The organism is Bradyrhizobium shewense, from assembly GCF_900094605.1.
Classification (GTDB): Bacteria; Pseudomonadota; Alphaproteobacteria; order Rhizobiales; family Xanthobacteraceae; genus Bradyrhizobium; species Bradyrhizobium shewense.
Map to the genome: position 1 here is coordinate 142,635 of NZ_FMAI01000016.1, position 12,757 is coordinate 155,391.

Consider the following 12,757-nt stretch of genomic DNA (forward strand, 5'->3'; position numbering starts at 1 on the left):
CCGATATGTTTTCTAGATTTCGACGTAGGCGACGCCGGTGAGATTGCCCTGGGCGGCGAGCAGCATTTGCTTGTCCGTGCCGTCGAGCTTCGCCGTGTAAAGCGAACCGGCGAAATCAGTCACGAACATGCGGTCCCCCGGAACATCGAGCGCGATGCCAATACCTTCCATCAGGTCCGAGACCACAATCTGCGGCACGTCTTGCGCCGGCTTCGCGTCGATGGCCGCGCGATTCACCGTATTGCCGCGCGGGGGATTGCCGCGGTCGGTCCAGTAAAGGAGACGATGTTCGAGATCGATTTCGAGATCGATCGGCTCGGGAAGGCCGTTGAAGAAGACCTCGATGTCGCTGCGTTCAGCCGCCGTCTCGCCTTTCGGGATATCGATCCCGGCCCGCAAGATGCGACCGACTTCGGCGTTGTCGGCCCCCTTCTGCGTCCAGTAGATCTGTTTCCGCTTGTGATCGATGGCGATGCCCACACACCACCTGCTCTGGTCGTGGCGATCATCTTCGCTCTCCCCGGTCTGGACCAGGGCTTCGATCTGCGAACCGTCGAGATTGGCGCGCATGACTCGCATCCCTTCGCGATCGGACCAGTAGAGTTTGCCGTTCGCCTTATCGAGATGGAGCTGTTTCGGTGTGAACGTGCCGCCAGGTGGAACGATAAAGGTGCGATTGCCGCCATCGAGGTCGGCGCGTTCGATGGAGCCGTCGTTGCGGCTGGGAACGACACCCATGTTGGTCCAGTAGACGTGACCCGCTGCCACGTCGACGACGATACCGTCGGGATGGGGACAGTCGACCGCGATGACACGGGGCTGCGAGCCGTCCGGGTTCATCGCCAGCACGCGGCCGCCGCTCAGGTCAAGAAGGAACAACCGGCCGGAACGAGTCGCGCTCGATGCGGCCTTTGTCTGCGTGGCATGGAGTACGGTCATAATCTATCCTTCAGCGTCAAAGTCTGTGGTGATAATGCCAGCGGGATAGCGGCCTATTCGGCCGCAATCGGAGCCGCCGTGCGGGTGAAATTGGGCGGGCGCATCTCGAGGAATGCCGAGAACGCTTCCTTGGCCTCGGCGGAGTGGAGCCGCTCGCTGAACTCCTGACTTTCTACCTTGATGGCCGACTTGACTTGATCGACGAAACCTCGCTTGAGGAGCCGCTTGGCGGCTCGCAATGCGCCGCTCGGCTTTGCCGCGAGCTTGTTCGCCGTTTCCACCGCTGTCACGAATAGCCGGTCGTCGGGGACCACGCGGGTCACGAGACCGAGCTCTGCTGCGCGCGCAGCGCTGAAGGTCTCGCCGAGCAGGAACAATTCTGCCGCCCGCAGATGCCCGATGCGGGCTGGTATCGCATAGCTTGATCCGAACTCGGGCACGAGCGCCAGGTCGATGAACGGCAGCTTGAATTTCGCGCTCTCGCCGGCGTAGACGAAATCGCAGTGTGTCAGCATGGTGGTGCCGCCGCCAACAGCCGCGCCCTGCACCGCAACGACGATCGGCTTTTCGAACCTGATGAACGCATCCATTAGGCGGGCCTGCGGGGCTTCGCCTGATGCCGCGGGCTTGAGGAAATCCTTGACATCGTTGCCGGCGGAGAAGGTGTCGCCGGCGGCGTGCCAGCGCACGACGCGAACGTGCTCGTCTTCGCCGGCCTCGTTGAGAATTTGCGCCAGCTCAATGTACATGCCGTTGGTCATCGCGTTCTTCCGCTCGGGACGATTGAACTCGACGCGCAGGATGCCGTCGGAACGCTCGGTGATGATGTCGCTCATTGCGTGCTTCCTTATTCGATGGTTTTGCGCGATCAGGCCGTGTGTTCCTGCTTGCGCGATGGCGCCGCTTTCGCGACGGCGCCATTTTCGCGCAGGTTGTCGATGCTCCTGGCGTCGAAGCCGAGTTCGCCGAGGATCTGCTCGGTGTGCTCGCCGAGATCGGGGGCGCGCTGCGCCACCGTCTTGTCCACGCCGTAGACCGTGATCGGGCTCGAGATCGTCGACGTCAGCTTGCCGCCGGCGCCATTAAGCGGAACGACGATATCGTTGGCCGCGAGTTGCGGGTCGTTGATGACCTCCTGCGGCCCGCGCACCTCGCCAAAGGTGACGTTCACGCCGGCAAACACCGAATGCCAATGCGCCATGGGCTGGGCGCCGAAGACCTCGTCAAAGATTTCGGTAAGCTTCGACATGTTCTCGACGAGTTGCTTGGGATCGGCGAAGTGCGGATCCGTTAGCAGGTCCGGACGACCGATGGCATTCGCCACGGCAACGAACTTGTCGGGTGTCACGATCAGAACGAACCACGTGCCGTCGGAGGAACGATAGACATTCGCCGCGGCGTTGGCCGGATGCGTGCGGTCGTGCATCGGCGGAAACTTGGCGCCGGCGAGAGCTGCCTGAATGGAAACGCTCGCAGACCACACGCCCTGGGCTAGCAGCGACGTCGTGACATAGGAGCCTTTGCCGGTGCGCTCGCGCCGGTACAGGGCGGTGACGATCGCCGCGTAGAGACCGACGGCCGTGGCATTATCGCCGCTGCCTCCCACCGGCCAGGTCGGCGGCGCGCCGGCATCGCGCGTCATCGACAAAAGACCGCTGCGCGCCCAGTAGGAGGTGATGTCGAAACCGGGCAGTTCGGCGTCCGGCCCGTGCTCGCCGAAACCTGTGAGATCGGCATAGATCAGGCGCGGATTCCATCCCGCGACGTCGTCATATTCGAGCTTCAGCTTCTTCCGTGCATGATGTGGCGTGTTGACGATGAACACGTCGGCCCAGTTGGCGAGCTCGAAGATAATCTGCTGCGCGCTCTCTGACTTCAGATCCAGCGCGATGCTACGCTTGTTGCGGTTGGCGAGATGCCACTGATAGGGATCGTGGGCATTCGGCTGGAATGGCACCTTATGCCCGTTGCGCCAGGGATCGCCATGCGGCGGCTCGACCTTGATGACATCGGCGCCGAAGTCGGAGAGGATCACTGCCGCGCCTGGTGCGGCGACGAAACTCGAGAAGTCAACGACCTTCAAGCCGGAAAAGATGTTGTCGTTTGCCATTGGTGGCTCCTGAAATCGAGTTGGTTTACTGGTTTGCAATCTCAGCGACCGTGAAACTGCGGTGCGCGTTTCTCGAGGAAGGCCGACGTGCCTTCCTTCTTGTCTTCCGTGCCCGCGCACAGCCCGAAATAGGAAGCTTCGAGGGCGAGGCCTTCGCTTTGGCTGATTTCCATTCCCCTGTTGGTGGCCTCCAACGCGAACTTGACCGCGAGCGGTGCGTTGATGGCGATCTCGTTCAGGATCGCTTCAGCACGCGGAATCAGACCGGACGCTGCGACCACCTCGTTGACGAGCCCGATACGGTGCGCCTCCTGCGCGCTGATGGTTCCACCCGACAGGATGAGCTGAAGCGCTCGGCCCTTGCCGATGAGCCGGGGCAGTCGCTGCGTGCCGCCGCCGCCTGGAATCAACCCGAGCTTGACCTCCGGTTGGCCGAACTTCGCGGGCTCCACGGCGATGCGGATAGTGCAGGCCATCGCGGTCTCGCAACCGCCACCGAGCGCAAAGCCGTTGATCGCAGCGACCACCGGCTTGCCGAGGTTCTCGATAAGATCGAGGACCTGCTGTCCAAGGCGGCTGGACCGCTCGGCGTCGATCGCGGTGGCTTGCGCGAGGGCGCTGATGTCAGCGCCGGCAATAAAAGCCTTGTCGCCCGCACCCGTAAGGATGACGCCGCGCACTTCGGCGTCATCTTGCGCCGCCTCGAATGCGGTCCGCAGGTCCAGCCAAGTCGGAAGATTCAAGGCGTTGAGGACCTTCGGGCGGTTGACCGTCACGTAAGCGATCGCGCCACGCTTCTCGTAGAGGACATTCGCAAGCGTCAATCCTCGCGCGGGTGAAGCATCGGAGGAAGCCGCCAGTGACGGCGTCATTGCTGATGTTGACATGTTGATTGGTCCTGGCTGAGGTTGAGGCCGGCAGCCGAGTGCCGGCCCATTCGCGACATCAAACGAAGGCGCTAAAGCCGGTGATCGCCTTGCCGACGATCAGGTTCTGCATCTGGTAGGTGCCTTCGTAGGAGTAGATCGCTTCCGTATCGGCAAAGAAACGCGCCACGTTGTAGTCAACGAGGATGCCGTTGCCGCCCAGCACCTCGCGGGCCCAGGCGACCGTTTCCCGCGCCTTGCTCGTGCAGAATGCCTTGACGATCGCCGCCTGCGCATCGGTCAGCTTGCCTTCGGTCTCCAGATGCACCGAGCGGAACAGCATGCACTGGCAGGCCACGATGTTGGCCAGCATCTTGGCCAGAAGATCCTGAACAAGCTGGAAGGAGCCAATCGGCTTGCCAAACTGCAAACGCTCCTGGGCATACTTGAGGGCATTTTCGTAGGCGCCCATCTGCGCGCCAGTGATTTCCCAGCCGACGCCATGTCGGGTGCCGCGCAGCACCAGCGCCGGGTCGCGAAACGTTCCCTTGCCTCCCTGGAGGCGATTCGCATCAGGCACGCGGCAGTCGGTCATCGTGATTTGACCGTTCTGCACGACCTTCAGCGCGATCTTGTTCTGTATCTTCTCGACGCTGAAGCCGGGCGTCGTCTTGTTCTCGACGATGAAGCCCTTCACCTGGTCGTCGGCAACGTCACGTGCCCAGACGATCGAGATGTCGCACCACGGCGCATTGCCAATCCAGCGCTTCTGGCCGTTGAGGATCCAGGTGTCGCCTTCTCGCTTCGCCGTCGTGGTGAGACCTGCACCGGTCCCAGAGCCCACCAGCGGCTCGGTCAGCGCGAAGCAGCCGACCTTCTCCATTCGCGCCATTGGCGGCAGCCACTTCTGCTTCTGCTCCTCGGTGCCCGCGAGATAGATGGAATTCATCGCGAGACCGGTGTGGACACCATGGAAGGTACAGAACGAAACGTCGGTCCGCGCGATCTCCAGGGCGACGAGAGCGAACAGGACAGGACTTCCGCCCGGACAACCATAACCATTGATGCCGAGACCAGCGATGTTCAGCTCCTTGTAGGAGGGCAGCAATTCGGACGGAAACGAGTCCTCGACCCAGCACTTGTTGATGACGGGTGCGACCTTTGTCTGCATGTAGTCGCGCACCTTCTTGACGACCGCCCGTTCCTCCTCGGAGAGCATTTCAGCGAATTGGAAGAAGTCAGCGTTCGGCACCGGAAGCTGTTTCTGTGCCAAAGACTTCGTTGCAGCAGCAGTGGCCATTTCGATCTCCATCTCGATGTGGGGCCTGCGACTGCGGCAGGCGTCTCGTTCCAACGCATCGAAGATAATTGAAGCGAGCAGGCGAAGGCTTTGCACGGCTTGCTCTCGTTTTGTCATTTGTTGCGGGCGATCTGCGGCCAATGCAAAGGTGGGGATGACCGGCAATGACCGGCACGTCATCTCAGGAACTTCTGATTATGCTGAAAGGGTGTGACATGGCTGAACGCGTGACACGATCGAGGTGCTCAGATCGGTCGAGGCCACAACACAAGAGTTCGTCTCAGTGACGTCCTGCTAAGCCAAATATCTGGCGACACTGACGGGCGCCTGACCCGTTGCTTGCCTGAATGCGCATGTAAAACCGGCTTGGCCGGAAAAGCTGAGGGCCAGCGCAATATCGACCAACGATCGATCACCTTGCATCAACAGGGCTTTGGCGCGGTGAAGGCGCCGGCGGCCAAGACTCTTCGCAACTCGCAGATAGGCTACCTAATACCTACTCTTGCCCAAGCGGCGTCGTCGCCGTTCTCGCGCCGCCCGTGCGGCTCGTAGCTTCAGCCGACATGACGGGTCTTGCCGGCTCCGGAGAGGTCGCAATCGCGCGGCTTACCGAGCGACCTTGCACCGATTTTGGCGTCAGCTCGACTGCCGCAGCATCGGAGCTGCCCGCCTGAGCAACCATATCGGTGGTTACGAGATTGCTCAGTCGCAATTCGTCCCGAGACAGTTCATGCAGATCTTCCCACGGCGGCACGTTCAGCGACAGCGACAACAGATCGCCTGCGCCACCCATGTCAAAGGTGTATTTGGCGAGCCGCCCGATATCGCGTTCCACGATCATCAGATCATCTGCGCTGTAGGTTGCGGCCTTCGCGTCATTGGCACGGTCGCCGAGCCAGATCTGATGCACCCGGACATGGGCGGTCTCGGGCACGTAACGCGTCTTGCCCGACAGCAGAAGGAACACGCACATCGATTCGCAATAGGCGACGGGTGCCATATTGGCAGGGGCGTTCTGCGCGGTGTTGGTCTGCACGCTGACGCCGACGGTGGTCAGTGCCCCGAGCTCGCGGAAACGCCTCCCAAGCGCGATCGCGTCGTTGACCGAACCGCCGCTGGAATCCAGCACGATGGTCGCGCCACCGAGCTGGCGCCCACGGGCGAATTCATCGAACTCCCTTGGACTGTCGGCGGTCACGATACCGGCCGCTCTGACCCAACCCCGGCAATTCGGCTGGCAATCGACCCAAGTGAACTTCATCGGCAGTTTGCGTTCTTCGAGGACGACATCGGCATGCACCGAACCGCTCAGCACAGCCATCAATGCGATGCAAAGGCCGGCGCCAACGAGCAGCATCCATCCTCGGGTTTCCGCCCAACGACCGCGATCCGAGATGCGAATCCGCTCCGAGGACTTGACCCTCGAGATTGTCGCCAGGTTGATCAAGAGCGAAACGGCCAGCAAGTACACTGGAATCACGAACATGATTGCATAACCTCGGCCAGCTATCGGATGGGGTCGGCCGTGCCGCGGCGGTGGACATACACCGGCGACAGCTGATGGTGCCCGGCTGACGGTACGGCTTCAGGACTGGCGCCTTGCCTGGGTTGATGCTTGGCCCGCCATTTTGGACCGGGGCCGCGCATGTAATGCAGTTCGGGCCGGTAGCTGTCGCGCACGTCCATGATCAGGTTTTGAACGACGTTGACGAAGTTGGATGCTGACTCAGCCGTCTTGCGAGTAAAACCTGATAGTGCGCCTGTATCTCTGATGCTCATCACGAAACTCCTCAGTCGTCTTGCCGCTCGAAATCGGCGCTGGGCGAGCCGCGATGTTCGCTGGACCGCAAGAGCGACGGTTCTAGTGCCTTGCTTCATCGCTATCGAACATAGTGAACGGACCGGCCGAATTCTTTGCATCGCATGCTGTCGCATTGTCATTTGTTGCTGGCCAGGGTGACAGATGCAGATGGGAGGTAATGGCCACGCGTATTGAGTTTCTCAGACCGCCGCTTCGGAATTGCGAGCCTCTGTTAGTTGCCGTTGAGGGTAGCCGTACGGGCCATCAGACTGGGAGCGAGGCGGTTGCGACCTGCAGATTCACGCCAGCATCGGAAGAGCCGGCCCGATATCAGCCGGCGACGAATCGTGGCGTCGCGATCCGAAGTCGCGGCGATATTGGCCGGGCGCCTGGCCTGTTGCTTGCCTGAATGCGCGTGTGAAACTGGCTTGGTCCGAAAAGCTGAGCGCCAGCGCAATATCCACCAACGATCGATCACCTTGCATCAACAAGGCTTTCGCGCGGTCAAGGCGTCTGGCGCTAACGTAGCGATGAGGAGATTGTCCGACGGCTTGCTTGAAGGCACGGGCAAAGTGATACCGGCTCAGGCAAGCAATGGATGCCATGAGATCAAGAGTGAGATCGCCTTCCAGGTTCGTTTCAATGTAATCCAGAACCCGCTGAAGTCTGCGTCGATCCAGCGCTCCACTTGCGCCAGGGAACGCGGACTGGCGAGCCGGTGACGCGATGCAATTTTGAACCAACCTCGCCGCCAGACTGGAGGCAAGGCATTCAATAAGGAGACGGCCGGCGGAGGTTTCGGTCTCAAGCTCAGATGCGATGGCATATCCCATCTCGGCCAGCAACGGATCCTCGAAAGCACTTTCGTAACCTAACGCGCCGATTGCGGATTGATCGATATCGACATTGCTCGGTGAGAAATGGCTGATCGGAAGATAGACATGCAAGACCCCACTCATATCTTGGGTGATATCAACGGAACCATCCTGCAAACCGGGAGGAGAGAGCCATACTGTGCCTCGCCGCACCGTGATCCGACTCTCGATGCCCGGGGCCCGCCGCGCGATGAAGGATTTATTGCCGCGGACATCGACGCACATCCTGATATCGGATTGTGGGGTGGTCCATGGGATCACCGCCTTGTTGACACTACACAATTGAGCCGACAGGCCGGACCAGCCGCGATCGGTCGAGGTTTGCAGCACATTCACCGGACCATGCTTCCCCCAAAACTCGTAGTACGGCCACGGCTCATTGCAGCCCGCTGCAGCCTGTTGCTCGTGTCGAATTTCCACGACGCGCTCCTGTAAGGTTGACCTTAACATTGCTCGTCCTCTAGGACTCCACGCCGTCCGATAGGCGACATTTTTATTCCTGATGTTAGCTTTGCAGGCGGACCTTCGCTCACGCCGCGACTTTGCGCAGAACAACAAGCTTAGCCTTCTGAACCAGAACGACGTCGCCGCGTTGGTTTATCGTCCGGCTCAGGAGGACTATCGTTCCGCGATCGGCTCGCGAGCGTGATGGCGTGACTTCAACTACTTCGCTCTCAACATGGAGCACGTCGCCCGGACGGGCCGGTGCCGCCAACTCACCTCGCCGCCGGCGCCGACGAAACCGCCGGCGAGTGGCGGACCACTCTCGACATTCAGGCGCATTGTGATTGCGGCGGTGTGCCAACCGCTCGCCGCCAAACCCTTGAAGAGTGTCCGCTCAGCAGCGTGCTCGTCCGTATGAAAGGGTTGCGGATCGAACTGAAGGGCGAATGCCTTGATCTGTGCTTCGTCCAGTCTGTGCGTTCGGGTGGTGAAGCGTTGTCCGACGTGAAGGTCATCGAGATAGAGCTGACCTGCTGGGATTTGTCTTGCAGACTCGCGGCTCGCTTGGACCATGGTCATGTCGGCCTCCTCAGGCTGCGATGCTGGAGCGGCCTGCATTCGCAAGCCCAGCCTTGTTCCGGGCTTCGATGGCCCTGACGGAGTCTTCAAACGCCTTGTCCAGAACCCGCCTGCCGATCGTTCCGAGTACGAGGCCGAGCAGCCGCCCCATCAGGTTCTTGCCGTCGCGTATGACGACCACATCGATGTCTGTCGTGCCGACGGGCCGGCGCGTGAAGGTGTAGACGTGACCCGACGCACCACCCCACACGTTGGAGTCGGTCGTGGTGAGGACGACGCGGTTGGGACCGGACCAGTCATAGTGCAGGCGCTCCCAGATCCCGCCCGAGCCTTCCGTGACGTCGGCATGCGAGCCGCTTCTACGATGCACCTTGAGATACGCATCGCTGCTGTTGCCAAACAGCTTCGAGCGGCCAGGCCCGAAATCGGTGAGGCCGGCCACGTACTGTTCGGGCGTCGCCGTGGTCGTCCGATGAAGATGGATGGTGGACATGTGCAGTTTCCCTGGCTGCGCTCCGCTTGGTGAGCGCAGCCGTTCAAATCGAAGTTCAGTTCGAGGCTGTGCCCGGTTTGCGAACGAGCACGCTGTCACCTTCCCGGCTGATCTCGATCACGCCCGCTGGCTGCGGTGTCGAGAGAAGCAGGCGCTGACCAGGTGTGAGAAGAGATACGACGCGGAACGGTGTTCCTGTCTGGCCTTGCGCCAGCGTGGCGACTACGCGAAATCCATCGCGCTCGACAGTGTAGTAGGCGACCCCCGATATCCCGCCGAGGTCGATGCTCTTGGCCTCAATGGGACGCAGTCCTTCTGCGTGGGCGGCCGTCAGAGAAACGATACCCAATGCGGCGGCGAAGAGCGTGTTGCGGATTGACATGACGATTTCTCCTAATGGTTGACGATCGAGCACGGCGAAGTCGTTGATCACGACAACGGTTCGCCGCCCCGATGAATCCAGGTTCCGTTGATGACGATCGGTGTGCTGTCGGGCTGCCCGTTGGCCGGATCGGCCGGCGGGAAGACGCTGTCGTAGATCGCGCGGGCTTCTCGTATCAGACGGAGCCGTTCGCGCTCGGCCTTCGGGATAAATTGAATGACTTCACCCATATTCGCCTCCAGTTGGTAACGCCGTTTCCGGCAGGTCATGACTGGAGGTGGGGCCAAAGGCCCGGGTCAACAGGCGGGGAAACCGGGAGTCATCCTTCCGGATTTTGGAAGCTCGACAGCGGAGTGTGCACCGCCTCGGTTTACTCCGCGAAAACTCGCTTCAGCCGCGGGGCTGCAAAGTCCAGGAACGCTCTGACCTTGATCGGCAGAAACCGATTGGCGGTATAGACCAGATTGACCGGCATTGACGGTGGCTGGAATTCATCCAGCACGGTCGTCAATCCTCCCGCTTCCGGACCAGCTTCAACTTGGTAGGCGAATGCGATGGAAACTCCCACGCCAGCGCGGGCTGCCGTACAAGCCGCTTCCGCGCTGCCGACAATGAGCCGCGTATGCACCGGCGCTGCGATGGTCGCCTTGCCTTTGACGAATGTCCAGAGATCGGGGGGCGAGAAGCCGGGATAGCTGATGCAATCGTGTCCGGCCAAATCTTCCGGCGTGCGCGGCGTTCCGCGCGCCGCCAGGTAGGCCGGACTGGCGCACACCACCCGGCGCGTCCTGCCGAGCCGCAGCGCGACCAGGCTCGAGTCCGGCAACTCGCCGATGCGCACCGCGACATCGATTTGTTCCTGGGCCAGGCTCAGCTTCTGATCGGTTGGGATCATCCTCACCTTGATGTCCGGATAGGCCTTGAGGAAGTCCGCGACGATCGGCATCAGAATGATGCGCCCAAGGCCCAGCGGAGTGGTCACGGCCAGCTCGCCCGTCGGTGTGGTGTACTCGCCGGAGGCGGTACGCTCCGCTTCGCTCACATCGTTGAGAATGCGCTTGCAAGCCGCAACGTAGGACGTGCCTGCATCCGTCAGCACCAGCTGCCGGCTTGATCGGTTGAAGAGCTTCGTCCGCAGGTGAGCCTCGAGCTCGGATACGTTGCGACTGACTGTTGTGAGTGGCGTTTTCAATTGCCGCGCCGCCGCGGACAAGCTGCCCTGCTCGACCACGGTCAGAAAGGTCGACATCGCTTCCAGGCGATCCATCGGATCCCCTTCCATAATTCGGGAGGATACCTTCCGATTTTGCCATATCGCCCCGGACTTCGGAAGACGGCTTCGCTTGGGAGGACCGCTGGCCCATATCGAGCGAACCTTCCGCTGCCTGGAAGGACCCTTTCCGCGTACGGCCCTTTCTCAGGCGGGCTCTCCAATCGATCTCCTTGGATGATGGCGTGAGAAACGCCGTCCTCAACACTGACAAGGAGAGTTCAATGACAAGGCATCTCGAATCCTATCGGTACGAAATCCAGTACAGCGACGACGCCGACTTCGTCACGTATCAGCGCAAGTCGAACGACGGCGTCTGGCAGACGGTTGCGGCGTGGATGATCCCAAATTCGGCGGATGACTGAGTGTTAGCCCGGCATTGCGCAGCCGACCAGTCGTTCCTGTTCGGACATCCAGCGACGGACCGGCGAAACTCTCGACATTGTACTCGGTGCAATGTTTTGATTGCACCGACACATGTCTCGGATCATTCTGTCGACCCGGGAACATATCGAGAAGCCAGCGTTCAAAGCCGTTTCACGGGCGTGTGACAGCGCCAGCCATGAATGTCCGCCGCTCGGAGCATTGAGATCCTAACTCGGAACATTGGAGACCAAAATGCCTGCGGTAGTCTCGACCATCATCCTGCCTGCTGCCATCAAAGGGGGCGGGATCGCCTCTCGGCTGCTTACCGGCGCTTGCGAGAGGTTCGAGGGCTTTCTCGGCCGACGGACCGCCATTGCCTATCTTCACGACGACCGCGCACTGCGGGACATCGGCATCCGCCGTTTTCAGATCGAGGCCGCCGTCGACGGTCTCATCACTTTCTCTGCTCAAGCGGACGAAGAGATGGTGACCGCCGCGGCGGTAGCGATTTCGCGCGAGCGCCGGCGCGCTCCAACCCTGGAGTCACCGACATGGAGCTGACCGTCGCCACGATCCTGGTCACCTTTGCCGGCGTGTTCCTGATCTGCTTCATGAAGGGCGCGTTCGGCGGCGGATTCTCGATTGTGGGCATTCCGCTATTGTCGCTCGTGATGGATCCGGTCACCGCCGGCGGCCTTCTCGCGCCATTATTCATCGCGATGGACTTGTTCGCCCTTCGCTACTGGAAGCCTTCGACCTGGTCGAAGCAAGATCTTCTGCTGCTGTTGCCGGGTCTCGTGACCGGGATCGGACTGGGCTATCTGCTGTTCCGCTTTCTTGACCACCGCGCCATCGCGATCGCGATGGCCGCGACCACCTTGATCTTCGTGGCACTGTGGCTTGCTGCAGGCGCGGAGGTGATAACGCGTCCGCGTTCGACGCCGAAAGCCATCACGGCCGGCCTCGCCTCGGGCGTGACGACCATGGTCGCGCACTCGGGCGGACCGCCGCTCGCAATGTATCTGTTGCCCCTCGGCCTCAGCAAGGAGGTCTACGCAGGAACGACCAGTCTGTTCTTCACTGTCGGCAACGCGACCAAGGCCGTCCCATGGCTCTTGCTGGTGAAGCCGACGGGAAACGTCTGGACGTTGATGGCGATTTGCCTGCTCGCCATTCCCGCTGGCGTGTGGGCGGGTTGGCGGCTTCACGGAGGCTTGGACCAGCGCCAGATCTATCGGGTCTGCTACGGATTGTTGGTCGTGACGGCGCTGAAATTGTTATGGGATGGAGTTTCCGGCTACCTCATGTGAGCCGGCTGTTCCCGCGGCTTGG

At 61.1% G+C, this 12,757-nt stretch carries 17 protein-coding genes; 3 read left to right on the forward strand and 14 right to left on the reverse strand.

Features of this window, described 5'->3' with window-relative positions:
- Window positions 1-12 precede the first annotated feature (12 nt).
- The 14 genes from GA0061098_RS27565 to GA0061098_RS27630 form a co-directional block, all read right to left on the reverse strand.
- Entirely contained in the window at window positions 13-939 is a 927-nt protein-coding gene (locus tag GA0061098_RS27565) for a 3-hydroxyacyl-CoA dehydrogenase (RefSeq protein WP_091964009.1), read from the reverse strand.
- Window positions 940-992: 53 nt separating this feature from the next.
- Complete coding sequence (locus GA0061098_RS27570; protein WP_091964012.1) at window positions 993-1,775, reverse strand: enoyl-CoA hydratase; 783 nt, start codon at window positions 1,773-1,775, stop codon at window positions 993-995.
- A gap of 32 nt (window positions 1,776-1,807) precedes the next feature.
- Complete coding sequence (locus tag GA0061098_RS27575) at window positions 1,808-3,049, reverse strand: CaiB/BaiF CoA transferase family protein (RefSeq protein WP_091964015.1); 1,242 nt, start codon at window positions 3,047-3,049, stop codon at window positions 1,808-1,810.
- A 41-nt stretch (window positions 3,050-3,090) separates the two neighbouring features.
- Window positions 3,091-3,936, reverse strand: a complete 846-nt coding sequence (locus tag GA0061098_RS27580; protein WP_283808008.1) for an enoyl-CoA hydratase-related protein — start codon at window positions 3,934-3,936, stop codon at window positions 3,091-3,093.
- A gap of 58 nt (window positions 3,937-3,994) precedes the next feature.
- Window positions 3,995-5,215 carry an acyl-CoA dehydrogenase family protein gene (locus tag GA0061098_RS27585; protein WP_091964182.1) on the reverse strand — a complete coding sequence of 407 codons (1,221 nt, stop codon included), beginning with the start codon at window positions 5,213-5,215 and terminating at the stop codon, window positions 3,995-3,997.
- A gap of 294 nt (window positions 5,216-5,509) precedes the next feature.
- Window positions 5,510-5,695: a helix-turn-helix domain-containing protein gene (locus GA0061098_RS27590; RefSeq protein WP_283808009.1), complete on the reverse strand. Its 186-nt coding sequence runs from the start codon at window positions 5,693-5,695 to the stop codon at window positions 5,510-5,512.
- 16 nt (window positions 5,696-5,711) lie between these two features.
- Entirely contained in the window at window positions 5,712-6,701 is a 990-nt protein-coding gene (locus GA0061098_RS27595) for a COG3904 family protein (RefSeq protein WP_091964021.1), read from the reverse strand.
- Between the two features lie 20 nt (window positions 6,702-6,721).
- Entirely contained in the window at window positions 6,722-6,994 is a 273-nt protein-coding gene (locus GA0061098_RS27600; protein WP_091964024.1) for a hypothetical protein, read from the reverse strand.
- Window positions 6,995-7,315: 321 nt separating this feature from the next.
- Window positions 7,316-8,311, reverse strand: coding sequence for a helix-turn-helix domain-containing protein (locus tag GA0061098_RS27605; RefSeq protein WP_245323648.1), 996 nt, complete (start codon window positions 8,309-8,311; stop codon window positions 7,316-7,318).
- A 243-nt stretch (window positions 8,312-8,554) separates the two neighbouring features.
- The gene (locus tag GA0061098_RS27610) at window positions 8,555-8,914 is read right to left on the reverse strand and encodes a MaoC/PaaZ C-terminal domain-containing protein (RefSeq protein WP_347337544.1); all 360 of its coding nucleotides are present in this window, start codon (window positions 8,912-8,914) and stop codon (window positions 8,555-8,557) included.
- Between the two features lie 10 nt (window positions 8,915-8,924).
- Window positions 8,925-9,407, reverse strand: a complete 483-nt coding sequence (locus GA0061098_RS27615; protein WP_091964027.1) for a hypothetical protein — start codon at window positions 9,405-9,407, stop codon at window positions 8,925-8,927.
- 55 nt (window positions 9,408-9,462) lie between these two features.
- Entirely contained in the window at window positions 9,463-9,840 is a 378-nt protein-coding gene (locus tag GA0061098_RS27620; protein ID WP_245323651.1) for a hypothetical protein, read from the reverse strand.
- On the reverse strand, window positions 9,837-10,019 hold the full coding sequence (locus GA0061098_RS27625; protein ID WP_091964030.1) for a hypothetical protein: 183 nt from the start codon (window positions 10,017-10,019) through the stop codon (window positions 9,837-9,839). The genes GA0061098_RS27620 and GA0061098_RS27625 overlap by 4 nt, the downstream gene beginning before the upstream one ends.
- 140 nt (window positions 10,020-10,159) lie before the next feature.
- Entirely contained in the window at window positions 10,160-11,056 is an 897-nt protein-coding gene (locus GA0061098_RS27630) for a LysR family transcriptional regulator (protein WP_091964033.1), read from the reverse strand.
- Between the two features lie 227 nt (window positions 11,057-11,283).
- Between GA0061098_RS27630 and GA0061098_RS45210 the strand changes: the two genes are divergently transcribed.
- From GA0061098_RS45210 to GA0061098_RS27645, 3 genes are all read left to right on the forward strand, one after another.
- A complete protein-coding gene (locus GA0061098_RS45210; protein WP_165637642.1) occupies window positions 11,284-11,424 on the forward strand; it encodes a hypothetical protein in 141 nt (46 codons plus the stop codon).
- Between the two features lie 253 nt (window positions 11,425-11,677).
- The gene (locus tag GA0061098_RS45215) at window positions 11,678-11,986 is read left to right on the forward strand and encodes a hypothetical protein (protein ID WP_091964039.1); all 309 of its coding nucleotides are present in this window, start codon (window positions 11,678-11,680) and stop codon (window positions 11,984-11,986) included.
- Window positions 11,977-12,735 carry a sulfite exporter TauE/SafE family protein gene (locus tag GA0061098_RS27645; protein ID WP_091964042.1) on the forward strand — a complete coding sequence of 253 codons (759 nt, stop codon included), beginning with the start codon at window positions 11,977-11,979 and terminating at the stop codon, window positions 12,733-12,735. Before GA0061098_RS45215 ends, GA0061098_RS27645 begins: the two co-directional genes overlap by 10 nt.
- Window positions 12,736-12,757: the final 22 nt, after the last annotated feature.